Genomic DNA, 22,528 nt, shown 5'->3' with positions numbered 1-22,528 from the left:
GACTGGGGCAGGCGCCGGGGCGCCGGAGGACCGCGAGGTGCTCGGAGGTTGTCGACAGGCCCGGCCCGCTCGGCGACCTCCCCGACCGTCAGGTCCTCCCCTCCGGCGGAGTGCGAAAAGAGCTGTTGACGGGTTCCGCCGGCCACCGCCTTGAGAAAGACCTGAAGGTCCTCGCCGGGCATGGTCGCCTCGCGGCGACGAGCGAAGGACCAGGCTGCCGCGGTCCGGAGGCGACTCGGCGCAGGCCGGTGGCTTCAAATGATCGCTCGCCGCCTCCTTGTCTTTCTACGGTGCTGTAGATTCACGCTGGGCCTTCACCGCTGCCGCCGCGCGTCGGATCTGGAGGGGATCACCAAGGACTACCGCGCCACGTGTATGTGCATGCGGCCGTTGATGTGATGGTGGCGGTGTTGGCCGCTGACCGCGGGATTAGAGGCAACAACCGTGAGCACGATCGACAAGGTGGGCGCGGCGGGCACGTCGGCACGACCAAATCAGCGGCCGGGCCGATGCCTTCGGCCGCAGGGCGTGGTCGATCTGCGTGGGCACACCGACGCTCCCGTCGTCCTGGCCTACCCGGCCGGCGCGGTGGTGGTCGTCTCCGGTCTGCCCGGAAGCGGGAAGAGCACCTTGATGGAGCGCTGGTCAAGGGCCGCGCCCACCATCGATCCGAGGACGGTCCACCTCGCATGCGAGGCGGTTATGCCCGATTGGCTGCCGTACGGCAGCTACCGGCCCTGGGCTCGGCTCAGACACTTCCAATGGCTGCGGCGGCAGCTGCGCCGTATGTCGCCGCTGCTGGTGCACGACTGCGGCAGCCGGCCCTGGCTGCGCCGGTGGTTGGCCCGGTCCGCCGGCCGGCAACGGCGTGAGCTGCACGTGGTGCTCCTGGACGTGGGGGCGGACGAGGCGTTGGCGGGGCAAAGGGCGCGGGGCAGGTGGGCTCCGCCACGCGTCTTCGCCCGGCATCGGCGGGGCCTCGACCGCCTGCTGACCGCATTGCCCGCACCCGACGCGGCGTGCCCAGATGCCTTAGTGGGTCCGGTCCCCGCCTCGATGGCGGAGGCGGCTTCGATTGTTCTGCTCGACCAGGTATCGCGACCACACGTGGAAGCGGCGAGGTTCGACCGGTGGTCATAGGTGTGGCGCTTGTCTGACTTGCGATCCACATCGAGTTATTGCAACGCAGAGTTGAGGACAGTGAGATGGCGGACCGGACCGTCGCACCGAAGGTGCACGCTCTCGCGGAGAGCTCCCGCCGTGTCGTCGACTCGGACTGGTTCGGCATGGCGGTCTTCGCCGTCATCATGGCCAATGCCGCCGTTCTCGGAGTCGAGACGTACAGCGGTGCGGTGGACCGCTGGTACACCGAGCTGAAGATGCTGGAACACGTATTCCTGACGGTCTTCACCGCCGAGATCCTGTTACGGGCCGCGGCTCACGCCGACCGGCCCCGGGACTTCGTCCGCGACCCCTGGAACCTTTTCGACATCGCCGTCGTGGTGCTCGCGTTCCTTCCCGTCGCGCGCGAGAACGCGACCGTGCTGCGGCTGCTGAGGCTGGCCCGGGTGCTGCGTGCCGCGCGGTTCCTGCCGCAGGTGCGGATCGTGATCTCGGCCATCGGCAAGAGCCTTCCGGGCATGCTGAGCTTCGTCCTGGTGGGCACCCTGCTGCTGTACGTCTACGCCATGGTCGGCTGGGTGTTCTTCGCCGACGACGATCCGGAGCACTACGGTTCGATCGGCCGAGCCGTCCTGACGCTCTTCCTCCTCATCACCCTGGACGGACTGGGAGACGCGGTACGCGCCGGGCTGGAGATCTCCCGCTGGACCATCGTCTACTTCGGCTCGTTCGTGCTCTTCGGCTCTTTCGTCCTGGTCAATCTGCTCATCGGCGTCGTCATCAACTCCCTTGAGGAGGCACGCCAGATGGAGACCGCCATGGAACACCGGCCTTCGCCCTCCGAGCCCGCCGGCCCCGGCGAGGACGTGCTGCGCGACCGCATCAAGACTGCCCGCCGGGCCCTTGACGAGCTCGAAACCGCTCTCGACGCGGCCGACGGGAGGTGTGGCTGCGGGACGGCGGAGGAGCAGAGGGAACGCCAGGCGACCGGCGTACCCGGTGGGTAGGGCAGGGGAGAGGGCCGTCGGTCTTTCCTTGCGCGCCGGAGACGGGGCCGACTTGCTTCGTGGCGGCGCGGACGACCGCCGGTCCGCCGTGGGTCGGCCCGACCGGGCGGAGCATGCCCGGGGTGGTGGACACGCTCCGCCCGCTCCACAGGGCAGTCCGCCGACCTACAGGTCGAATTCGTCGGGCGGCAGATCCAGGGTGAAGCAGGCTTCGCGGACGACGGCCTGTTCAGTCTTGGCGAAGTCGCCGTCCGCGCCGCCGATGATGATGCCGATCTGGATGACGGCCCGCGCCTCGGCGGGCTTCTTCTTCGCCTTGGCGACTTCCTGGAGGACGCCGACCTTGCCGAAGGCGAAGTCGACGGCGAGCTTGTCCAGGTAGTCGTGGAAACGACGGTGCAGGTCGTCGGCGGGGAAGTTCTGCAGCACCTCGTTGGCGGCGATCAGCTGGGCCACGCTGCGGGGATGTCGAAGGGCCCGCGACGCGGCAGCTTGGCCGCGCTGGGCTTTTCGTAATGTCCGTACGTTGACTTGGGGCCGGGAGCGTCATTCCAGTCCATTCGGGCGCACCGTCATGACGCCCCCCGCGGCTATCGCTGACCGCAGCGCGACCCCGGCCAGGTCAAGATCGGCAGGGTCCATATAACCCCCCACAGGCCAGTCGCTCTGACAGGCAGTCAGGAAGTCAGCACTGGGTCAGCATAAGGTCTGCCAGGGACTGTCACAGACAGCCGAACCTGAGACTCATCACCGGTCCCGTGAAGGGACGAAAGAGGGCCTGCACGCGTCGTACGGTCGCTGGGCCGGGAGCGTAATGATCGAGCGGTTAGCGATGGCTCGCCTTCGGTGAAAGCCCAGGTCAGCGGGTGCGTCTGCGGGGTTTGAGGGGCGTCGAGGGGAGTTCGGGGGCGGGGAGTGGGCTGCCGTCGTAGCCGTGCACCTCACCGAAGCGAGTGCCCGCTTCCCAGTCCGTGCGAGCCTGGGCGATGTCGTCGTGGGACCGCCCGATGAAGTTCCACCACATGACGATCTCCTCCTCGAACGGAAGTCCGCCGAGCAGGATCGTCCGCGCCGGAGCGTCCGACTCGTTCACCAGCGTCAGCGCCTCGACGCCGGGGTGGACGTAGCCCAGGTCGGCCGGGCGCAGCAGGGTATCGGCCATATGGACCTCCCCGCTGTCCACGAGAAGGCCGTGCTCGAAACCGGCGTCCACGGCGAGGGTGATCGCCGCTCGCGGTTCAAGGGTGATCTGGGCGCCGAGCAGCGGGGTGAAGGTCCGCACCGGGGAGAGGTCTCCGGCGAGCGAGCCCAGGAAGACCCTGATCTCGGCTCCGTCGACCCGCACGGGTTCGGGTGCGTAGTGCTGGAAGTCCCGCCCGGTGTTCCGGTGCGCCTCGGGCAGCGCCACCCATAGCTGGACGCCGTGGAGGACGGTGGTGTCCGCGGTGGAGACCTCCGAGTGACTGATGCCGTACCCGCCTGTCATGAGGTTCAGCTCACCGGGCCGGACGAAGGCGTGACTGCCGAGGCTGTCGCGGTGTTCGATCTCCCCGCTGAACAGCCAGCTCACCGTCTGCAGACCGGTGTGCGGATGCGGGGGAACGTCCATGCCGCCGGTCGCCGTGACGTCGTCCGGACCGTAGTGGTCGGCGAAGCACCAGGCTCCGATCAGCGTCCGAGCCCGCTGGGGCAGCGTCCGCCGCACGGACATCGCCCGCGGCCCGCCCAGGGGCACTTCCCGCGCGGGGAGCACCTCGACCGGTGGCGGCTCGGTCGGCCGCCCGCCGCGTACCGGCGCCCCGCCGCTCGCCTCCGCATGCTCGTCGGCTTCCACGTTGCTCACCGAGACCACCTCCCACGCAACCTAGTTCCAGATTCAACTATCATGCCATGAGTACAGGGCGAAGCCCATCACGAGTACGGACGAACGGGGCCGTGAGCGGTCCCGAAGGAGGCCCGGATTGAGCAGCCACACAACGGGACCCGCGCCCCGGCGGATCTTCATCGACAAGCAGAGCCCCAAGGCATTCCACGCGCTGACGCAGACGTCGGAAGCGGTCCGCGCGGTCGCGGCCGACGCGGGACTCGACCGCACCCTCGTGGAGCTGGTCAACCTCCGCGTGTCGCAGATGAACGGCTGCGCCTACTGCCTCGACACCCACACCAGGGCGGCCCTGCGCGGGGGCGAGTCGGCGCAGCGGCTGGGGGTGCTGGCCGCCTGGCGGGACACCGAAGTGTTCACCCCTCCGGAGCGCGCGGCCCTCGCGCTGGCCGAGGTGGTGACCGACCCGGCCGACGCCAACGCACAGGAATCCGCCTACGCGGCTGCCCGGGAGGTACTCGCCGATGACCAGATCTCCGCGGTGATCTGGGTGGCGATCACCATCAACGCGTTCAACCGGGTATCGATCATGAGCAAGCATCCGGTGCGGGAGGTGCGAACGGTGCCCTCCAGGCCATGAAGGAACCCGGCCTCAGCTCCGGGGCGAAGAGCATCCGTCCCGGCCTGACGGACTGGCCTGTGCGGTGACCTCCATGCCCGTGGGAAACGCGCTGCCGGTCACGAGGCCGCACCGGTCAGGGCGAGGAATTCGGCGCGCGAGCGGGCATCGGAACGCAGCAGCCCGAGCAGGGTGGAGGTCATGGTGCTCGATCCGGTGGCCTGGACGCCGCGCAGGGTCATACAGGAGTGCTCGGCCTCGATCACCACGCCGACGCCCTTGGGTTCCAGATGGGTCTGAAGCCAGTCGGCGACCTGCTTGGTCAGGCGTTCCTGGACCTGCGGGCGGCAGGCGAAGTGCTCGACGACCCGGGCCAGCTTCGACAGGCCCAGGATGCGGCCGCCGGGCAGGTAGCCGACGTGGGCGGTGCCGACGAACGGCAGCAGATGGTGTTCACACACCGACCGGACGGGGATACGGCGGGCCAGGACGAGTTCGTCGTAGCCCTCGTCGTTGGGGAAGGTGGTCAGGTCGAAGGGGCGCGGGCTGAACAGTTCGGCATACGCGCGGGCCATCCGGCCCGGTGTGCCGCGCAGGCTCTCCGACGAGGTGGAGATGCCCAGGGCGGTGAGGAACTGGCCGGCCGCGGCTTCCGCGGCGGCCAGGTCGATATCGCCGGACTCGTGGACCACCCGCAGGGCGCGGCCCGCGGGTGCCGGCTCCTCCTGGTCGTGCGGGTGTATTCGGGCGGTGGCGCGGGGCGCGAGCTCGGTCATGTCAGCTGCCACCGATGCCCAGGGCCGTGGGCAGGACGAGGACGTTGTCCATGGGGAACTCCCGAGATGAGCATGTCGAAGGCAGCCGGACACCCTGCCTCCCAAATGAGTTTCGCCAATGAATCTTGGTCTTATTGGGGTGGCGCGTCAAGCCATGCAGTGCAGAGGGCCAAAAGGGCGCTTGTGCCTATGTGAGTGGGAGTTATCGTGCTCTGGTGGCTTCTGACTCGACTCCGCCGGCCGACGCGGTCAATACCGCCATCGGCTCCGTCAGCGTCCTGAGCGAGGACTCGCGGCGGCGCATGTTCGTCTTCATCCGGCGGGCCGGCCGCGCGGTCACCCGTGACGAGGCCGCGGCGAGCGTCGGCATCTCCCGCAAGCTGGCCGCCTTCCACCTCGACAAGCTCGTCGACGCCGGCCTGCTGCGCGCCCGCTATGAAACGCCCGGCGGGATCCGGAAGGTCGGCAGACGGCCGAAGGTGTACGAACCCTCCGACGCCCAGATCACCGTCAGCATCCCCGAGCGGCGCCATGAACTCTTGGCGGACCTTCTCCTGGATGCCGTCCTCACCGAGGGGGCCGACGAAAACGCCGCGCAAGCGGCGGTGCGGGCCGCCGAGCGGCGCGGTCGGCGGATGGGCGAGGCCGCGCGGGACGAGACCCGCCCGGGCCGCCTGGGCCCCGAGCGCGGGCTGACCGTCTGTGAGCGGCTGCTGGATGAGTACGGCTACGAACCCGTCCGGGCGGCCCCCACTGAGCTCCGGCTGCGCAACTGCCCGTTCCACCCGCTGACCGCGAAGGCCCCCGACTTGGTGTGCGGCATGAACCATGCCTTCCTCGCCGGTTACGTCAACGGCCTTGAGGTCAACGGGGTCCGGGCCGTGCTGGCTCCCGAGCCCGGGGAATGCTGTGTGCGGCTGGGCCCGGGCGACACCGAACGTGATGACGGGGGCGGCCCACTGGCCCGTCGATGATCAGCGGGGCCAGCGGGCGGCGGCCGGTTTACCGGCAGGGTGATCCCTCGGAGAGGCCTAGAAGCCTGGAGGCCTGGAGGCCTGGAGGCCTAGAACAGGCGGTTCACGCGGAGCGACAGATAGCAGCCGCCGGCGCGGCCGTCGGTGTCGTCGCCCACGGTGACGGGGTGGCCGTCATAGGCTGTGTCGTAGGTGTCCTTGGGGCGATAGTTCCTGCACTGCCCCCCGGCGTCGGCGCCGCCGTCGCCGTAGAACTGCACGTCGAGGCCGACGTCCGAGCGACCGGAGAGGGTGAAGGTGAGGTTGCACCAGCCCGCGCGGCCGTCGGTGTCCACCCGGATGTTGTCGCCGAAGGTCTTGAACGGCTTGATCGGGATCGGGTGCGGGCCCCCGTTCTGGCACTGACTGTCGTCGCTGCCGGGCTCCGGCTCCCATGTGTAGGTGGCGTTCAGGCCCGCGAGGGAGTTGGACGGGTCGTAGATGCCGAAGGCCAGCTGACAGCCGCCCGGGCGATTGTCGGTGTCAAGGCGGATGGCGGTGGACCAGTCGGGCGCGGTGACCCACCGCTCCGGCGGATTCGTCGGCCCGTCGCACTGGCCGTCGCCGTCGGGGTAGAACCGAACGCCCAGCTCGGGCGCGGCGTTGGCCGAGGACGACGCGGCGTCGGCCGACGTGGCCGTCAGGCCACTCACCATCAATAAGCCGACCGCCAGCGCGGATCCCATTCGGACCGATCTCTTGCCCAGCTTCAGCTTTCTCACGTGTGTCTCCCAGGGTGTCTTCGCTTGGTGCCGAAAAGGTGCCGAACCGTTCCACGAGCGCGCATGACCATCACTGAATTCCTGGCTGGTGCGTTGGGACAGGGCGGAACAAGGCGGAACAGGGCGGAGCAGGAGGAGCGGAGAGGAGCAGAGGGAAACTGAGGTGGATCAGACGGGAAGGCGGAACGCACCCTCCCCGAACCGCGGCGCCGACCTGGTAGGGCCGGTGACAACGGCAGAATTATCCAGGCCACATCAGGACGAGCGGCAAGCTGGATATCGGCCAGGTATGGCCGAATCAGAGGCGACTCCGGAGCGAAGGTGAATATGGGGTTTCCTGGCGATGGAGCGATGAGCGCGCGCTATCAGATGGGGGTCTGTCCTGGGGAGGGGCCGGTCGACCCCGAGAAATGGACCAAGACCATCCGCTGACGAGTGGGGCGCGTGCCGCCCGACCGGAAGCGTTCATGGCCGAATACGGCGGGAGAGGGAAAGGGATTTCTGCCGTTACGGGCCTGGCATGCCGAGGCCGGAATCGACCTCGGCACACCTCACCAGCGAGCCCTCCACGGCCCGCCGCTGTGCGCCCGGCTGCCGCTTGCGCTGCGGGGTGCCGGACGTTCCGGCTGCTCGCCCCGCACCCGGGGCCGGACTTCGGCGTCCCCGCCACCGCCGCCCTCACCGGCGAGGACGTGGACCGGGCCGGTCGCCGGCTCGCCCTGCTGACCCGGGCCCATCTGGTGCAGTCCGCCGGACCCGGGCGGTACGCCATGCACGACCTCCTGCGCGCCTATGCGGACCGTCTGTCGCTCATGCCCAGCACGGTGACATCGGGCTCCACATACGCCAGCTTGATCTTCATCGGAGCCCTTGTCAGGGCACCTCCGGTCCGCGGTACTCGCTCATCGCGTCGATGAGCCAGCGCGCCAGATGGTCGGCGAACGAGGATCGCGGGAGGAGCCGGTACGTCGGTGCGTTGTCGAGCTGCCAGAGCAGCACCGGGACGGGTCCCACCGTGGTCGACACCGCCCGGCCGGGGCCGAAGGCCCGGGGGTGCAGGTCCAGTCGGCAGCCCTTCTCCAGCACCTGGCGGGCGGCCGGGCCGCTCAGCTCCAGCGTGGTGCGGTTCGCCGAGACGTCCACGACCGAGCCCGGGTCTCCCGCGAGTGCCTGTCGCAACTCGACGGTGTCGATGGGCTCTTCGGACAGCACGAGCCACTCGTCTGGGCCGAGCCAGGCGACGGTATGGGGGCCGGACGCGGTGGTGTGGCCGCACTCTCGCGGGAGTGGCGCCCCCAGGGTCTTCTCCATGCGGTCGGCCGCTTCGGAAACGGGGTCGAGGCGCAGGTTCACCATGGTGCGGAACGGCCGCTCGGCCAGCGTGACGCCGCGGGCGCCGGTGACGGCGGCCGCGCGCATCCGGTCCGCCAGATGTGCCAGGGGGCTGGTGCGCAGCGCCACCGGGCTCGCGTGGGTCGGCTCAGCCATCTCGCTTGGTCCCTTCGGGGTCGTAGAGCACGGGTTCGGTGACCTGGACGGGGACGAGGTCGTCGCCGACGGGGGCGAGGAGCGTGTCCCCGACGCGGTCCCGGCCGGCGGTGACCAGGGCGAGGGCGAACGGACGGCCCAGCGCCTGGCTGTGGTAGCTGGAGGTGACATGGCCGAGCATCGGCACCGGCCCGGCCCCGGGGGAGACGGGCACGTTCGGCGCGATGAGCTGGGTGCCCTCGGGCAGCCGGGTGCCGCGATCGCTCGGCAACAGGCCGACCAGGTGCTTGCGGTCGGCGCGGGCGGTGTCGGGGCGGGAGTACGAGCGCTTGCCGATGAAGTCCTTCTGCTTGGAGACCACCCAGGACATGCCCGCGTCCTGAGGGGTGACGGTGCCGTCGGTGTCCTGGCCGACGATGATGTAGCCCTTCTCGGCGCGCAGGACGTGCATGGTCTCGGTGCCGTACGGGGTGATGTCGTACGGTCGGCCCACCGCGTACACCTCCTCCCAGACCGCCAGCCCGTACCACGCCGAGACGTTGATCTCGTAGGCCAGTTCGCCGGAGAAGGAGATCCGGCAGACGCGGGCCGGGATACCGGAGGCCAGAGTGGTCTCGCGGAGGGCCATGAAGGGGAACGCCTCGTTCGACAAGTCGACGTCGGGGGCGAGATGGGCGACGACCTCGCGTGACTGCGGGCCGACCACGGCGATCGTCGCCCACTGCTCGGTCACCGAGGTGCAGTGGACGTCGAGCTCGGGCCACTCGGTCTGCAGCCACTCCTCCAGCCAGTCCAGGACTCCGGCGGCGCCGCCGGTCGTGGTGGTCATGAAGTAGCGGTTCTCCTCGAGGCGCAGTGTCACCCCGTCGTCGAAGATCATGCCGTCGGGCTTGCACATCACGCCGTAGCGGGCCATACCGGGCCGCAGCTTCTTGAAGCCGTTGGTGTAGACGCGGCCCAGGAACTCCCCGGCGTCCCCGCCCCAGATCTCGATCTTGCCGAGGGTGGAGGCGTCCATGAACGCCACCCCCTCCCGGGCCGCGCGGCACTCGCGGGCCACGGCCGAGTCCATGTCCTCACCGGGCCGGGGGTAGTACCGGGGGCGCTTCCACTGCCCGACGTCCTCGAACACCGCCCCCTGAGCGACATGCCAGTTGTGCATGGAGGTCATGCGCTCCGGATCGAACAGCTCACCGCGCTCACGCCCGGCAAGGGCGGCGAAGGCCACCGGCGTGTACGGCGCCCGGTAGGCCGTGGTGCCGATCTCTCCGGGGGACGCGCCCGCGCCGAGGACCTCGGCGATCACTCCGATCGCGTTGACGCCGGAGGTCTTGCCCTGGTCGTTCGCCGTGCCGAGCGAGGTGTAGCGCTTGACGTGCTCGACACCGCGCATGCCCGAGCCGGTGGACCGCCGGACGTCGGCGACGGTGGCATCGCGCTGCAGGTCGACGAAGTGGGTGTGCCAGCCGCCCGGCTCGCCCTCGGGCGCGGGCACCAGCCACAGCGCGCGCATCGGGCCGCCTCCGGGCCGCGCCTCGTCGGGCGACGGCAGGGGGACCGGGAACCCGGCGTCCGTCGCCGCCCGCGCACCGGCCCGCGCCCCCTCGGCCAGACAGCCGTCGAGGTCGTACGTCCCCCGGGCCGCACCGACGACCCGCTGGTCCCGTACGGTGCCGTCGGGCACGAACGCGACCAGGTCCCCGTCCCAGCGCAGCTTGCCCTGGCGCTGGCTGTGCAGGTGCACCACCGGGCTCCACCCGCCCGACACGGCGAGCAGATCGCAGTCGAACGACTCCGGGGCGCCGGTGAGTTGACCGCCCTCGTCGAGTCCCTGGACGGTGACTCCGGTGAGCCGGCCGCCGCCCGCGGTGTCCACCACCGCACTGCCCGTCAGCACCCGCACCCCGGCCGCCGTGGCGACCTCGGCGGCCCGGCGGGACAGCCCGGGACGGGCGTCCACGACGGCGGCGATGTCGATCCCGGCGGCGTGGAGGTCGGCGACCGTGTCATAGGCGCTGTCGTTGGTCGTGCTCACCACCGCCCGCGAGCCCGGAGCCACGGCATACCGGTTGAGGTACGAGCGCACGGCCGCGGCGAGCATCACCCCGGGCCGGTCGTTCCCGGCGAACACCAGCGGACGCTCGTGGGCGCCGGTCGCCAGGACCACCTGGCGGGCGCGGATGTGCCACAGCCGCTGGCGCGAGACGCCCTCGGAAGGGCCGGGCGTGTCGGCTCCGAGGTGATCGGTGCGCCGCTGCACGGCCAGCACATAGTTGTCGTCGTAAGCGCCGAACGCCGTGGTGCGGCGCAGGACGACGGCCTCCGGGGCGGCGTCGAGCGCCGCGCGGACCTCGGCGACCCACTCGAGGGCGGTCTGCGCGCCGACCCTCTCGGCGCGCCCGGAGAGCAGCGAACCGCCGGGCTCGGGCTGGTCGTCGAGGAGGGTCACACGGGCGCCGGAGCCCGCGGCAGCGGCGGCGGCCGCGAGCCCGGCCGGTCCGGCGCCGATGACCAGGACGTCGGTGTGGACGTACTTCTTGTCGTAGACGGCGGGGTCGGGAGTGGGGTCGAGCCGCCCCATCCCGGAAAGCGTGGTGGCGGACAGCCCGTCGTACAGCTCCACGGTCGTCGCCGGAAGCATGCCCTCCGAGCATGAACCGCCGAGCTGCACCAGGGCGTTGGGTTCCTCGACACCCGCGGCGACGATGCCGCGAGGGCGTCCGCGGTAGATCGACGGGCCGACCTCGGCGACCCCGTTCGCCAGCATCGCCGAGGCCACGGTGTCTCCGGGGTGCCCGGTCAGCTCCCGTCCGTCGAGGGTGAACCGCAGCACGGTGCCGCGCTCGATGCGACCTCCTTGCCGGAGCCGACAGCGCTGGTCGGGCTGGTGAGGCTGATCGGTCATCGGTTTCCTCCGGCCTGGGGCAGTTCGGGGCGGGGCGCGTCGAGCCGGTAGGAGGCCAGCACCTCGTAGCTGACGGTGTCGCGCAGGACGTTGAACCAGCGGCGGCAGCCGGTGCCGTGCATCCACCGTTCGGCGAAGGGGCCCTTGGGGTTGTCCCGGTAGAAGACGTACGCGGCCCACTGCTCGTCGTCGAGGTCGGCGGGGCGCTCGGGGTAGGGGACATGGGCCTGTCCCCCGTAGTGGTACTCGGCCTCGTCGCGGGGACCGCACCATGGGCAGGTGATCAGCAGCACGGTGTCCTTCTCTCAGCGGGCTCTCAGCGGGCTCTCGGCGGGCTCTCGGTGGGCGCTCAGCCGGTTCTCAGTGGGCCACGGCCGCGGCGCCGTGTTCGTCGATCAGCGCGCCCGTCGCGAAGCGTTCGAGGGCGAAGGGGGCGTTCAGCGGATGCGGCTCGCCCGTGGCGATGGTGTGTGCGAAGGTCCAGCCGGCGGCCGGAGTGGCCTTGAACCCGCCGGTGCCCCAGCCGCAGTTGACGTAGAGGTTCTCGACGGGGGTGGTGCCGATGATGGGGGAGGCGTCCGGGGTGACATCGACGATGCCGCCCCAGGTCCGCAGCACATGCGCGCGTGCGAAGACGGGGAACAGCTCGACGGCGGCGGCCATCTGCTGCTCGATGACGTGGAAGGAGCCGCGCTGCCCGTAGCCGTTGTACGAGTCGACGCCCGCGCCCAGCACCAGCTCGCCCTTGTGCGCCTGGGAGACGTAGACGTGCACATGGTTCGACATCACCACGGTCGGGTGCACCGGCTCGTGCAGTTCGGAGACCAGCGCCTGGAGCGGATGGGACTGCACCGGCAGCCGGAAACCGGCCAGCTCGGCCAGCACACTGCTGTGCCCGGCGGCCGCGAGGCCGACCCGGCCCGCGCGGATGCGGCCACGGCTGGTCTCGACGCCCACCACCCGGTCGCCGTCCTTGAGGAAGCCGGTGACCTCGCACCCCTGGATCAGGTCCACACCCATGGCGTCGGCCCGGCGCGCCAGCGCCCACGCGACATGGTCGTGCTTGGCGATACCGGCCCGCGGCTGGAAGGTGGCGCCGAGGACCGGATACCGGGTGCGGGACGAGACATTGAGGATCGGGCACACTTCGGCGACCTCGTCCGGCGTCAGCCACTGGGCGTCGACGCCGTTGAGGCGGTTGGCGCCCACCCGGCGCACGCCCTCGCGGACGTCCTGAAGGGTGTGCGCGAGGTTGAGGACGCCGCGCTGGCTGAAGAGGAAGTCGTAGTCCAGCTCCTCCGGCAGCCCCTCCCACAGCTTGAGCGCGTGCTCGTAGATCGCCGCGCTCTCGTCCCACAGGTAGTTGGAGCGGATGATCGTGGTGTTGCGCGCCATGTTGCCGCCGGCCAGCCAGCCCTTCTCCAGGACGGCGACGTTGGTGATGCCGTGGTTCTGGGCGAGGTAGTGGGCGGTGGCCAGGCCGTGGCCGCCCGCGCCGACGATGACGACGTCGTACGAGGAGCGCGGCTCGGGGTTGCGCCAGAGGAAGTCCGGGTGCTCCGGCGGCGGCTGGGCGGTCATGCCGGGTCTCCGTTCGGGCGGGGGTAGAGGGGGAAGGCGGCGGCGAGCTTCCCGACCCGGTCGCGGAGCAGGCCCGCGCGCTCGTCGTCGAGCCGCTCGTCCTTCAGTGCCTGGGCGATGATGTCGGCGACCTCCCGGAACTCAGTCTCGCCGAAGCCGCGGGTGGCCAGGGCCGGAGTGCCGATCCGCAGCCCCGAGGAGACCATCGGCGGGCGGAGGTCGAACGGCACCGCGTTGCGGTTGACCGTGATGCCGACGCGGTGCAGCCGGTCCTCCGCCCGCTGCCCGTCGAGCGTGGAATTCCGCAGGTCGACGAGGACCAGATGGACCTCGGTGCCGCCGGTCAGCACCGTGATCCCGGCCTCGGCCACATCGTCGGCCAGCAGCCGTCCGGCGAGGATGCGGGCGCCGTCCAGGGTGCGCCGCTGGCGCTCCTTGAACTCCTCGCCCGCCGCCACCTTGAAGGCCACCGCCTTCGCCGCGATGACATGCTCCAGCGGGCCGCCCTGCTGGCCCGGGAAGACCGCGGAGTTGATCTTCTTGGCCAGGCCGGCGGTGGAGAGGATCACGCCACCGCGCGGGCCGCCGAGGGTCTTGTGGGTGGTGGTGGTCACGACGTCGGCGTACGGCACCGGGTTGGGGTGGAGGCCCGCGGCCACCAGCCCGGCGAAGTGCGCCATGTCCACCATCAGATACGCGCCGACCTCGTCCGCGATCCGGCGGAAGGCGGCGAAGTCCAGTCGGCGGGGGTAGGCCGACCAGCCCGCGACGATCATCTTGGGCCGGTGGGCGAGCGCGAGCCGCTCGACCTCGTCCATGTCGATGCGCAGATCGGACTCGCCCACGTGGTAGGGCACGACGTTGTAGAGCTTGCCGGAGAAGTTGATGCGCATGCCGTGGGTCAGATGGCCGCCGTGCGCGAGGTCGAGGCCGAGGATGGTGTCGCCGGGGGAGAGGAGGGCGAACATCGCGGCGGCGTTGGCCTGGGCGCCGGAGTGCGGCTGGACGTTGGCGGCCTCGGCGCCGAAGAGCTCCTTGACCCGGTCGATGGCGATCCGCTCGACCACGTCGACGTGCTCACAGCCGCCGTAGTAGCGGCGGCCGGGGTAGCCCTCGGCGTATTTGTTGGTCAGGACCGAGCCCTGGGCCTCCATGACCGCCGACGGAGCGAAGTTCTCCGAGGCGATCATCTCCAGGGTGGACTGCTGGCGGTGCAGCTCGGCCTCCACCGCGGCGGCGATGTCCGGGTCGAGTTCGCTGAGCGGGAGGGCGAGAGGGGAGGCGAATGTGCTGGTCGACGGAGTGATTGCCATCTGTGCACCATCCTGAGAGCCAACTAATGGGCAACTGATATATCAGCCTCTGCGGTAAGGTATGAGAGCTCGCGACACAGGTCAAGGGGGCATTTCATGCAGCAGGTGGCGACCGAACCCGCGGGCGAGGAGCTGTCCCTCGCCGAGCGCGCCTATCGCGCCATCCGCGACCGGCTCGTCATGCTCGAGATCCGCCCGGGCGCGCCGATCAACGAGGACCAGCTGGCGCAGTCCCTCGGCGTCGGACGCACGCCGGTGCGCGAGGCGCTCAAGCGGCTCCAGTACGAGCGGCTGATCACGACCTACCCCCGGCGCGGCACCTTCGCCACCGACGTCAACATCACCGACCTGGCCCATATCTCCGAGGTCCGCCAGGAGCTGGAACCCCTGGCCGCCGCCCTGGCCGCGCGGCGCGCCACGACCGCGGACCGTACGACCCTGACGGCCGTCCTGCGGGAGCTGGAGGGCGCGGATTCACCTCGGCGCGACGCCGCCGAGCTGATGCGCCTGGACCTCCAGGTCCACCGCGCGATCTACGCCGCCACGCACAACCCGTACCTGGAGGACACGCTCGTCCGCCACGACAATCTGGCGACCCGCATCTGGTGCCTGTTCATCGACCGTCTGTCCGATATGGCCGGTCACGTCGGAGAGCACGGGCCGTTGATCGAGGCGGTCGTCGCCGGTGACGCCGACAAGGCGGCACAGCTCGCCCACAGCCATGTCGAGGGCTTCGAACGGGCCATTCGCGCGGCCATCTGAGACGGGATCCGGCTGAGACGGGATCCGGCCGCCCGCGGCGCCCGCCTCAGTGCGGGGCGCCCCGCGGGTCCTCCCGGTGCAGCCGGGGCCTGCCCGCCAGCGTGGTCCACAGATGCGGGGCGACGTCGTCCTCGGGGAGCTGGGCGACCATGCAGATCTCCGCCGGTGCGGGCATTGGTTACCGGATCTATTCGCAGTGCACTGGGCTTCAGTCCGGTGGTGAAGTGAATCTTTGGCCTGCTCTGACCTCGGCTGTGTGAATGGATCCGCACTGTTCACCTCAGCCCAGATCAGAGTGGCCGGTTCTGCTGCTCGATGTACTGCTTCACGATGCTGAGCGGCGCGCCGCCGACCGACCCGGCGAAGTACGAGCCGGACCACAGACGCTGTGCCCGCCAGTAGTGGCGGACGAGGTCGGGGAACTCCTGGCGGAGCCTGCGCGAAGACACGCCTTTGAGGGAGTTCACCAGCCTGGACACGGCCACCTTCGGCGGGAAGTTCACGAGTAGGTGGACGTGGTTGGTCTTGCCGTTGAACTCGACCATCTCGGCTTCGAAGTCCTCGCACACGGCCCGCATGATCTCCTCGCAGCGCGTCAGGTGCCGGTTGGCGAAGACGGAGTGCCGGTACTTCGTTACGAAGACCAAGTGAACATGCATACGGAAGATGCAGTGACGACCTGTACGAACGTCTTCATCGGTACCCATAAACCAACTGTGTATCATGATCCGTGTGCAGCTTCGGTATAGCTTCCGCCTGTACCCGAGCGCCGGTCAGCGCACAGCGCTGGCGAGGGCATTCGGATGCGCGCGGGTGGTCTACAACGACGCGCTCCGCGCTCGGGAGACCGCCCGCAGCGAAGGCATGCCGTTCCCGAAGAGCGGGGACCTTTCCAAGCGGCTCATCACCGAGGCCAAGCGGACACCGGAGCGGGCCTGGCTCGGCGAGGTGTCGGCGGTCGTCCTCCAGCAGTCCTTGAGGGACCTGGACACGGCGTACCGGAACTTCTTCGACAGTCTGAAGGGCAAGCGTCCACGCATGGGCGCGCCCCGGTACAAGTCGCGCAAGGACACCCGGCAGGCCGTCCGGTTCACCGCGAACGCCCGCTGGTCGATCACCACGGGCGGAAAGCTGCGTTTGCCGAAGATCGGCGACCTGAAGGTGAAGTGGTCCCGCACGTTGCCCTCGACGCCGTCCACGGTGACGGTGGTCAAGGACTCGGCGGGCCGGTACTTCGCGTCCTTCGTCGTGGAGACCGGCCCGGAAGAGGTGCTGCCGGAGACGACGCCCGAGCTGGGCATCGACCTCGGCCTCGGGCACTTCGCGGTCCTCTCCGACGGCCGAAAGGTCGACAGCCCGCGCTTCCTGTGCCGGGCCGAGAAGCGCCTGAAGAAGGCGCAGCGCGCTCTCTCCCGCACGGAGAAGGGCAGCAGGAACAGGGACAAGGCCAGGGTCCGCGTCGCTCGGGCACACGCCCGTGTCGCGGACGCGCGCCGCGAGTTCCACCACCAGCTTTCCACGAGGCTGATCCGCGAGAACCAAGCGGTCGCCGTGGAGGATCTGGCGGTGAAGGGACTCGCCCGCACGCCCCTGGCCAAGTCCGTTCACGACGCAGGATGGTCGGCGTTCGTGAGCATGCTGGAGTACAAGGCCGCCCGGTACGGGCGTACCTTCATCCGGATCGGCCGGTTCGAGCCCACGTCGCAGGTGTGCTCGCAGTGCGGAGTGAAGGACGGGCCCAAGCCCCTGCACGTGCGCGTGTGGACCTGTGGGGCATGCGGGGCGGTTCTGGACCGGGACATCAACGCGGCGGTCAACGTCGCCAAGGCGGCCGGACTGGCCGTGACAGCCTGTGGAGCGCAGGTAGGACCGGGACTCGTCCCGGCACCGCGCAGCGAAGCAGGAACCCACTCGACACCGCAGCGTTCAACGACGCGGTAGGCGGGAATCTCCCCCCTCAAAGGGGAGAGGATTTCAATTCAGCCTGGTGTGGAACATCGGCGCCGGTGTCTCCCAGAGCATCCTCGGCGGGGCGTCCACCCTCACCGAGAGCATCGCCGCGGCACTGTCGAACCGGGTGTGGCTGAATGCGACCGTTGACGAAATCTTCCAGAAGAAGGGCTCGGTGATCGTCCGATACCGGCAGGACGGAGCCGAGCGGGAGGTCGAGGTGCGCTGCGTGGTCCGGGCCCCCGCGACGGTCAGCCACCGGATCGCCGTCGATCTCGACCGCGACCTCCGGGAGGCCCTGTCGAAGATCGTCTACGGGCCGTACGTGAGTGCCGCGTTCCTCACCGACGAGACCGAGCGTCAGGTCTGGGACGACGCCTACGCCATCGCGGCGCCCAAACGGTCCTTCAACGTCCTGCTGAACCACTCCAACATCCAGCGCGGCCTGGAGCCGGAACGGCAGCCCGGCAGCAGCATCATGACCTTCTCGCCGGGCAGCCTGGCACGCCGGCTGCTCGAACTCGACGACGACATCCGCCGAATCTACCTCGACGATCTCAGCCAGGTCCTGCCGGGCTTCGCCGACAAGGTCGTCGAAGCCGAGGTCCATCGCCGGCCCACCGGCGCACCGTAGAAAAGGCCCGTGGCGGCGTCGGCTTGACCGTGATCGGCGGCAGCGCCCTGGTCAGCCGGACGATCTGACTGGGCGTCAGCGTCGGGTCTGCGGTGGGCCGGTGCGTCAGGGGCGGCTGGTCAGATAGCCGCCCATGGAGGTGAAGTACTCCGTGGCGCCCATCTCGCGGCCGTCCTCGGTCCGTACGCGGGTGATGGCCAGACCCCGATTGCGGCCGGTGCGGGCGTCGGCTCCGGCGACGATCGCCACCCCGTCGCCCTCGCGGTAGAAGATGCGGCCGGGGGTGCCGCCGTACCGGCCCTGGGACACGACCGCGGCCAGGATTTCGAGGCGCTTGCCCTTGTGGAAGGTGTAGGTGCTGGGGTACGGCTCGGACTGGGCGCGGACCAGGCGTTCGAGGTCTTCCGCCGGCCAGGTCCAGTCGATGCGGCTGTCCTCGATGGACCGCTTGTGGAAGAAGCTCGCCCGGGACCGGTCCTGCTTGGTGAACTCCGTCTGCCCGGCGGCGATGAGGCCGAGCGCGCCGATGGTGACCGGGGCGATGAGGTCGACGGTCTTGTGGAAGAGGTCGGTGGCGGTGTCCGCCGGCCCGACCGGGACCGCCTCCTGCCGGACGATGTCACCGGCGTCGAGTTCGTCGTTCATCATGTGCGCGGTGACGCCCACTTCGGGCTCGCCGTTGATCAGGGCCCAGATCAGCGGGGAGAAGCCGGCGTACTTCGGCAGCAGCGCGTCGTGGACGTTCAGGGTGCCGTGGCGCGGCAGGCCGAAGATGCGCGGAGGGATCCACGTCCGCCAGTTGTTCGCCACGATGATGTCCGGGTCGGCCTCCTTGAGGCGCTCGAACAGCTCGTCGTCGTCGGGGCGGTTGCGGAGCAGCACCGGGACGCCGTGCTCCTCGGCGAGCTCGGCGACGGAGTCACTCCAGATCTTCTCGTACGCGTGCTCGCTCTTGGGGTGTGTCACGACCAGTACCACGTCGTGTTCGGAGTCCAGGAGGGCTTGCAGGGTGCGGTGCCCCCAGGTCTGGTAACCGAACATGACGACCCGCATGGGGTTCCTCCTCGAAGCAGGGGATGACCGAGCAGCAAGTAAAGCAAGGCTTACCTTAGTCTGCAACGGGCCCATCTGATCTCCCAGTTGGCGAGTGGTCGGCGAGCGCGGATGCCTGAGCGGCGCTATCGACAGTCGCGCGGGTTTAGCTTAGGCTCACCTAAGTTGCCGCCAGGTCGCTCCGTCGGCGTGGCCACCGCGACTTCCCCATGCCTGACAGGCGATTGCCCCGCACGATGGGAGTGACATGTCACAGGTTCTTCCTGGTGACGCATTACTGGTCCACGACCTCATTGGCATCGGCTTCGGGCCGTCCAATGTGGCCATGGCGATCGCACTCAGCGAGCACAACGCACGCGTCGGTGGGCGGGAGGCGATCAGCGCTCAATTCTTCGAGCAGCAGCCACGCTTCGGCTGGCACCGAGGAATGCTGATCGACGACGCCACCATGCAGGTGTCCTTCCTCAAGGACCTGGTGACGCTGCGGAACCCGGCCAGTGAGTTCAGCTTCCTCTGCTATCTGAAGAGCAAGGGGCGGCTGATCGACTTCATCAACCACAAGAACCTCTTCCCGCTGCGGGTGGAGTTCCACGACTACTTCGAGTGGGCCGCGGCCAAGGTCGAGGACATGGTCTCCTACGGCCACGAGGTCGTCGGCATCGTGCCTGTCGTCAGCGACGGAGCCGTGGAGTACTTGGACGTGACGGTCCGGTCGGGGGAGGGACTCGCCGTCCACCGGGCGCGCAACCTCGTCATCGGTACCGGGCTGCGTCCCCTCATGCCCGAGGGTGTGGAACGCGGCCACCGCGTCTGGCACACCTCTGAACTGCTGGCGAAGGCCGACGAGCTGGAGGGCACCTCGCCCTCTCGGTTCATCGTCGTGGGCGCCGGGCAGAGTGCCGCCGAGAACGTCGCCTACCTGCACCGCCGTTTCCCCGGGGCCGAGGTCTGCGCGGTCTTCTCCCGCTACGGCTACAGCCCCGCCGACGACAGCGGTTTCGCCAACCGGATCTTCGACCCCGAGGCGGTCGACGACTACTTCGCCGCGCCCGAGAACGTCAAGCGGCAGCTGATGGACTACCACGGCAACACCAACTACTCCGTGGTGGACATCGACCTGATCGACGACCTCTACCGGCAGATGTACCAGGAGAAGGTTCTCGGCGCCGAGCGGCTGCGCTTCCTCAACGTGTCCCGGCTCGCCGACGTCAAGGAGACGCCGGCACAGGTCCGTGCCACCGTGAAGTCCCTCGTCACCGGCGAGGAGACGCTTCTGGACGCGGACGTCGTGGTCTTCGCCACCGGCTACAGTCCCGTTGACCCCCTGGGCCTCCTCGGCGAAGTCGCCGACCGCTGCCCCAGGGACGACGAGGGCCGCTTCCGTGTCGAGCGTGACTACCGCATCGTGACGGATCCCGGGCTGCGCTGCGGAATCTATCTGCAAGGCGGCACGGAGCACACGCACGGCATCACATCGTCTCTGCTGTCCAACACCGCGATCAGGGTCGGCGAGATCCTGGACTCGCTCCTCGACAGGGGTGTCACATCCGCGTCCGAGGAGGCCCGGTCGGCCGCCGACGGCGTCGGCTGCACCGCCCGGTAGGGATGACGTACTGAGACATGGGCACGACTGCGATTGAGCGCCCCTTGACCAGGGGCACAACAGAGGCCCGACGGCGGCGGGTTGTGGGTATCGGCACGCTCGTGGCGCTCCTCGTGATCGCGGGGGCGGTGTCGCTGGCCGTCGGTGCGCGCGCGCTGAGTCCCGGCGAGGTGTGGCACGGGTTGTTCGCGGCGCCGGACTCCGATCAGCGGCTCACCGAGATCAGGCTCATCGTGCGGACCGTGCGGGTGCCCCGGACGGTGCTCGCGATCGTGGCGGGCATCGCCCTGGGAGTCGGCGGGGCGTTGATCCAGGGGTATACGCGGAATCCGATCGCCGACACGGGCCTGCTGGGGGTGAACGCCGGCGCCTCGTTCGCCGTGGTGTCGGTGATCGCCCTGTTCGGGTTCGCCGACCCGTTCCAGTATGTCTGGTTCGCCTTCCTGGGGGCGGCGGTCGCCGGTGTGGTGGTGTTCGGGCTGGCGAGCATCGGCCGGGGGGCCGGCAACCCGTTGACGCTCGCACTGGCCGGACAGGGGATCACGGTGTTCCTGACGGCGATGACCACGGCGGTCGCGCTGTCGGACCGGGCGTCGCTGAACGCGCTGCGGTTCTGGAACGCGGGCTCCGTGGCCGGTGTCGGATTCGACGTCATCCGGCCGGTGACCCTGTTCATCGCCGTCGGGCTGGTGCTGGCGCTGACCACGCTGCCCGCCCTCAACCTGCTCAGCCTGGGTGACGACGTGGCGCGGGGGCTGGGCGTGAACATCGCGCTCAGCCGGACCGTCGGCATCGTCGCCATCACCCTGCTGGCGGGCGCGGCGACGGCGGCGTGCGGCCCCATCGCGTTCCTCGGGCTCATGGTGGCCCATGTGGCCCGGTATCTGACCGGGCCGGACTACCGCTGGCTGGTGCCGTACGCGGGTCTGCTCGGGGCCGTGGTCCTCCTGGTCTGCGACATCGTGGGGCGCTTGGTGGTGCGGCCGGGTGAGTTGGACGCGGGTGTTGTCGTGGCTCTCCTGGGCGCCCCGTTCTTCGCGGCCCTGGTGTGGCTCGGAAAGTTCAAGAACACATGAGCGGGACAGATGTGAAGCGATCGGTGGCACCGGGCGTGCGGCTCGGCCAGGTGTCGTTCGTATGGCGGCCCTGGCTGGTAAGCGTCACGCTGCTGTTGGCCGCGGCCACCTTCCTGGTGTTCTGCCTGTCCATCGGCGTCGGCGACTTCCCCATCGGCCTGTCCCGGGTGATCGCCACGATCCTCGGCGGGGGCGAGCGGGTCGACAAGTTCGTGATCATGGACTTGCGGATGCCGCGTGCCCTGGCCGGGCTCATCGTGGGCGTCGCGCTGGGGGTGTCCGGGGCGCTGACGCAGTCCATCGCCCGCAATCCGCTGGCCAGCCCGGACATTCTGGGGATCACCGGGGGCGCCGGCGCGGTCGCGGTGTTCCTGGTGACGGTGTCGGGCGGGACCGCCGCGGCGGTCGTCAGCGCCGTGGGCCTGTCCGCGGCGGCGCTCGCGGGCGGTCTCGGAACCGGGCTGCTGGTGTACTTCCTGGCGTGGCGGCGCGGTATCGACGGCTTCCGGCTCATCCTCATCGGCATCTCGGTGAGCGCCGTGATGGAGGCGATCACCACATGGCTGCTGGCCACGGCCGACATCAGGGACGTGGCCCGGGCTCAGGCGTGGCTGGTCGGCTCGCTGGAGGGCCGCTCGTGGGGCGAGGTCCGGGTGGCGCTGTGGTGCACGCTCGTCCTCCTGGTCGTCGTGTCCTGTGTCGCGTTCCAGTTCAAGCCGATGCACCTGGGCGACGAGGTCGCCGCCGGCCTGGGGGTCCGGTACTCGATGGTGCGGGCGGTCCTGTTGCTGTGCGCGGTCCTGCTGGCCGCTGTGGCGGTGAGCGCCGCGGGTCCGGTCCCGTTCGTCGCGCTGGTGGCGCCGCAGGTGGCGATGCGTCTGGCGAGGTGCCCGACGCCGCCGATGGTGGCCTCCGGCATGGTCGGAGCGTTGCTGCTGACCGGCGCGGACCTGGTCGCGCGCACGGCGCTGCCGATCACTCTCCCGGTCGGCGTGGTCACCGCCGCGATCGGCGGCCCCTTCCTCGTCTATCTGCTGGTGCGGGCGAACCTCAGATAGATGGCGACAACGTCAGGCGAAACC

20 protein-coding genes and 2 pseudogenes are annotated in these 22,528 nt (G+C 69.7%); 10 read left to right on the top strand and 12 right to left on the bottom strand.

Annotation, left to right across the window (positions count from 1 at the left end; genetic code table 11):
• Window positions 1–444 precede the first annotated feature (444 nt).
• Together JK364_RS01480 and JK364_RS01475 are read left to right on the top strand one after the other, a co-directional pair.
• Window positions 445–1,140, top strand: a complete 696-nt coding sequence (locus JK364_RS01480; RefSeq protein ID WP_201846670.1) for an AAA family ATPase — start codon at window positions 445–447, stop codon at window positions 1,138–1,140.
• A 65-nt stretch (window positions 1,141–1,205) separates the two neighbouring features.
• A complete protein-coding gene (locus JK364_RS01475; protein ID WP_201846669.1) occupies window positions 1,206–2,129 on the top strand; it encodes an ion transporter in 924 nt (307 codons plus the stop codon).
• 165 nt (window positions 2,130–2,294) lie between these two features.
• On the opposite strand, the pseudogene JK364_RS01470 reads toward JK364_RS01475, so the two are convergent.
• Together JK364_RS01470 and JK364_RS01465 are read right to left on the bottom strand one after the other, a co-directional pair.
• Window positions 2,295–2,585, bottom strand: a pseudogene (locus tag JK364_RS01470) (TerB family tellurite resistance protein); the annotation flags it as partial.
• 403 nt (window positions 2,586–2,988) lie between these two features.
• Window positions 2,989–3,972 (bottom strand): pirin family protein, encoded by a 984-nt coding sequence (locus tag JK364_RS01465; protein WP_372461899.1) that lies wholly within the window; start codon window positions 3,970–3,972, stop codon window positions 2,989–2,991.
• Between the two features lie 118 nt (window positions 3,973–4,090).
• On the opposite strand from JK364_RS01465, the gene JK364_RS01460 reads away from it, so the two are divergent.
• Complete coding sequence (locus JK364_RS01460; RefSeq protein WP_201846666.1) at window positions 4,091–4,591, top strand: carboxymuconolactone decarboxylase family protein; 501 nt, start codon at window positions 4,091–4,093, stop codon at window positions 4,589–4,591.
• A gap of 98 nt (window positions 4,592–4,689) precedes the next feature.
• On the opposite strand, the gene folE is transcribed toward JK364_RS01460, so the two are convergent.
• A complete protein-coding gene (folE, locus tag JK364_RS01455) occupies window positions 4,690–5,346 on the bottom strand; it encodes a GTP cyclohydrolase I FolE (RefSeq protein ID WP_201846665.1) in 657 nt (218 codons plus the stop codon).
• Between the two features lie 215 nt (window positions 5,347–5,561).
• On the opposite strand from folE, the gene JK364_RS01450 reads away from it, so the two are divergent.
• Complete coding sequence (locus JK364_RS01450) at window positions 5,562–6,320, top strand: helix-turn-helix transcriptional regulator (protein ID WP_201846663.1); 759 nt, start codon at window positions 5,562–5,564, stop codon at window positions 6,318–6,320.
• A gap of 89 nt (window positions 6,321–6,409) precedes the next feature.
• Here JK364_RS01450 and JK364_RS01445 read toward each other — a convergent pair whose 3' ends face one another.
• From JK364_RS01445 to glyA, 6 genes are all read right to left on the bottom strand, one after another.
• Window positions 6,410–7,081 (bottom strand): hypothetical protein, encoded by a 672-nt coding sequence (locus JK364_RS01445; protein ID WP_307841123.1) that lies wholly within the window; start codon window positions 7,079–7,081, stop codon window positions 6,410–6,412.
• Window positions 7,082–7,954: 873 nt separating this feature from the next.
• The gene (locus tag JK364_RS01440) at window positions 7,955–8,569 is read right to left on the bottom strand and encodes a sarcosine oxidase subunit gamma (RefSeq protein WP_201846661.1); all 615 of its coding nucleotides are present in this window, start codon (window positions 8,567–8,569) and stop codon (window positions 7,955–7,957) included.
• Window positions 8,562–11,474 carry a sarcosine oxidase subunit alpha family protein gene (locus JK364_RS01435; RefSeq protein WP_201846659.1) on the bottom strand — a complete coding sequence of 971 codons (2,913 nt, stop codon included), beginning with the start codon at window positions 11,472–11,474 and terminating at the stop codon, window positions 8,562–8,564. The genes JK364_RS01440 and JK364_RS01435 overlap by 8 nt, the downstream gene beginning before the upstream one ends.
• Window positions 11,471–11,767 carry a sarcosine oxidase subunit delta gene (locus JK364_RS01430; protein WP_198280006.1) on the bottom strand — a complete coding sequence of 99 codons (297 nt, stop codon included), beginning with the start codon at window positions 11,765–11,767 and terminating at the stop codon, window positions 11,471–11,473. The genes JK364_RS01435 and JK364_RS01430 overlap by 4 nt, the downstream gene beginning before the upstream one ends.
• 67 nt (window positions 11,768–11,834) lie before the next feature.
• Complete coding sequence (locus JK364_RS01425) at window positions 11,835–13,055, bottom strand: sarcosine oxidase subunit beta family protein (protein ID WP_201846657.1); 1,221 nt, start codon at window positions 13,053–13,055, stop codon at window positions 11,835–11,837.
• Window positions 13,052–14,368 (bottom strand): serine hydroxymethyltransferase, encoded by a 1,317-nt coding sequence (gene glyA / locus JK364_RS01420; RefSeq protein ID WP_201846654.1) that lies wholly within the window; start codon window positions 14,366–14,368, stop codon window positions 13,052–13,054. Before glyA ends, JK364_RS01425 begins: the two co-directional genes overlap by 4 nt.
• Window positions 14,369–14,464: 96 nt before the next feature.
• Here glyA and JK364_RS01415 point away from each other — a divergent pair, with 96 nt between their 5' ends.
• Window positions 14,465–15,130, top strand: coding sequence for a GntR family transcriptional regulator (locus JK364_RS01415; RefSeq protein ID WP_201846652.1), 666 nt, complete (start codon window positions 14,465–14,467; stop codon window positions 15,128–15,130).
• A gap of 46 nt (window positions 15,131–15,176) precedes the next feature.
• Here the strand turns inward: JK364_RS01415 and JK364_RS56840 are convergent, their stop codons facing one another.
• Both JK364_RS56840 and tnpA read right to left on the bottom strand, forming a co-directional pair.
• Window positions 15,177–15,305 (bottom strand): hypothetical protein, encoded by a 129-nt coding sequence (locus tag JK364_RS56840; protein WP_269146167.1) that lies wholly within the window; start codon window positions 15,303–15,305, stop codon window positions 15,177–15,179.
• Window positions 15,306–15,420: 115 nt separating this feature from the next.
• The gene (tnpA, locus tag JK364_RS01410) at window positions 15,421–15,837 is read right to left on the bottom strand and encodes an IS200/IS605 family transposase (protein ID WP_201846649.1); all 417 of its coding nucleotides are present in this window, start codon (window positions 15,835–15,837) and stop codon (window positions 15,421–15,423) included.
• A gap of 25 nt (window positions 15,838–15,862) precedes the next feature.
• Here tnpA and JK364_RS01405 point away from each other — a divergent pair, with 25 nt between their 5' ends.
• On the top strand, window positions 15,863–17,071 hold the full coding sequence (locus JK364_RS01405) for an RNA-guided endonuclease InsQ/TnpB family protein (protein ID WP_201846647.1): 1,209 nt from the start codon (window positions 15,863–15,865) through the stop codon (window positions 17,069–17,071).
• A gap of 37 nt (window positions 17,072–17,108) precedes the next feature.
• A pseudogene (locus JK364_RS01400) lies at window positions 17,109–17,714 on the top strand (FAD-dependent oxidoreductase); the annotation flags it as partial.
• A gap of 105 nt (window positions 17,715–17,819) precedes the next feature.
• Here the strand turns inward: JK364_RS01400 and JK364_RS01395 are convergent.
• Window positions 17,820–18,767, bottom strand: a complete 948-nt coding sequence (locus tag JK364_RS01395) for a methionyl-tRNA formyltransferase (protein ID WP_201846645.1) — start codon at window positions 18,765–18,767, stop codon at window positions 17,820–17,822.
• A 247-nt stretch (window positions 18,768–19,014) separates the two neighbouring features.
• Between JK364_RS01395 and JK364_RS01390 the strand changes: the two genes are divergently transcribed.
• The 3 genes from JK364_RS01390 to JK364_RS01380 are packed head-to-tail and all read left to right on the top strand — an operon-like array spanning window position 19,015 to window position 22,504.
• Window positions 19,015–20,370, top strand: a complete 1,356-nt coding sequence (locus JK364_RS01390; protein WP_201846643.1) for a lysine N(6)-hydroxylase/L-ornithine N(5)-oxygenase family protein — start codon at window positions 19,015–19,017, stop codon at window positions 20,368–20,370.
• Window positions 20,371–20,387: 17 nt separating this feature from the next.
• Window positions 20,388–21,446: a FecCD family ABC transporter permease gene (locus tag JK364_RS01385; protein ID WP_201846641.1), complete on the top strand. Its 1,059-nt coding sequence runs from the start codon at window positions 20,388–20,390 to the stop codon at window positions 21,444–21,446.
• Complete coding sequence (locus tag JK364_RS01380; protein WP_201846639.1) at window positions 21,443–22,504, top strand: FecCD family ABC transporter permease; 1,062 nt, start codon at window positions 21,443–21,445, stop codon at window positions 22,502–22,504. The genes JK364_RS01385 and JK364_RS01380 overlap by 4 nt, the downstream gene beginning before the upstream one ends.
• Window positions 22,505–22,528 lie beyond the last annotated feature (24 nt).

The sequence above is a fragment of the Streptomyces endocoffeicus genome, assembly GCF_016741935.1.
Classification (GTDB): domain Bacteria; phylum Actinomycetota; class Actinomycetes; order Streptomycetales; family Streptomycetaceae; genus Streptomyces; species Streptomyces endocoffeicus.
The sequence above is the reverse complement of the archived record's forward strand: the minus strand, read 5'-3'. Positions and strand labels throughout refer to the sequence as shown.

What these genes read in the sequence shown, in the direction of transcription:
- JK364_RS01385 (WP_201846641.1), top strand. Translation starts at nt 20,388, where the DNA reads ATGGGCACGACTGCGATTGAGCGCCCCTTGACCAGGGGCACAACAGAG.
- tnpA (WP_201846649.1), bottom strand. Translation starts at nt 15,837, where the DNA reads ATGGGTACCGATGAAGACGTTCGTACAGGTCGTCACTGCATCTTCCGT.
- JK364_RS01475 (WP_201846669.1), top strand. Translation starts at nt 1,206, where the DNA reads ATGGCGGACCGGACCGTCGCACCGAAGGTGCACGCTCTCGCGGAGAGC.
- folE (WP_201846665.1), bottom strand. Translation starts at nt 5,346, where the DNA reads ATGACCGAGCTCGCGCCCCGCGCCACCGCCCGAATACACCCGCACGAC.
- JK364_RS01395 (WP_201846645.1), bottom strand. Translation starts at nt 18,767, where the DNA reads ATGCGGGTCGTCATGTTCGGTTACCAGACCTGGGGGCACCGCACCCTG.
- glyA (WP_201846654.1), bottom strand. Translation starts at nt 14,368, where the DNA reads ATGGCAATCACTCCGTCGACCAGCACATTCGCCTCCCCTCTCGCCCTC.
- JK364_RS56840 (WP_269146167.1), bottom strand. Translation starts at nt 15,305, where the DNA reads ATGCCCGCACCGGCGGAGATCTGCATGGTCGCCCAGCTCCCCGAGGAC.
- JK364_RS01390 (WP_201846643.1), top strand. Translation starts at nt 19,015, where the DNA reads ATGTCACAGGTTCTTCCTGGTGACGCATTACTGGTCCACGACCTCATT.
- JK364_RS01425 (WP_201846657.1), bottom strand. Translation starts at nt 13,055, where the DNA reads ATGACCGCCCAGCCGCCGCCGGAGCACCCGGACTTCCTCTGGCGCAAC.
- JK364_RS01415 (WP_201846652.1), top strand. Translation starts at nt 14,465, where the DNA reads ATGCAGCAGGTGGCGACCGAACCCGCGGGCGAGGAGCTGTCCCTCGCC.
- JK364_RS01435 (WP_201846659.1), bottom strand. Translation starts at nt 11,474, where the DNA reads ATGACCGATCAGCCTCACCAGCCCGACCAGCGCTGTCGGCTCCGGCAA.
- JK364_RS01380 (WP_201846639.1), top strand. Translation starts at nt 21,443, where the DNA reads ATGAGCGGGACAGATGTGAAGCGATCGGTGGCACCGGGCGTGCGGCTC.
- JK364_RS01440 (WP_201846661.1), bottom strand. Translation starts at nt 8,569, where the DNA reads ATGGCTGAGCCGACCCACGCGAGCCCGGTGGCGCTGCGCACCAGCCCC.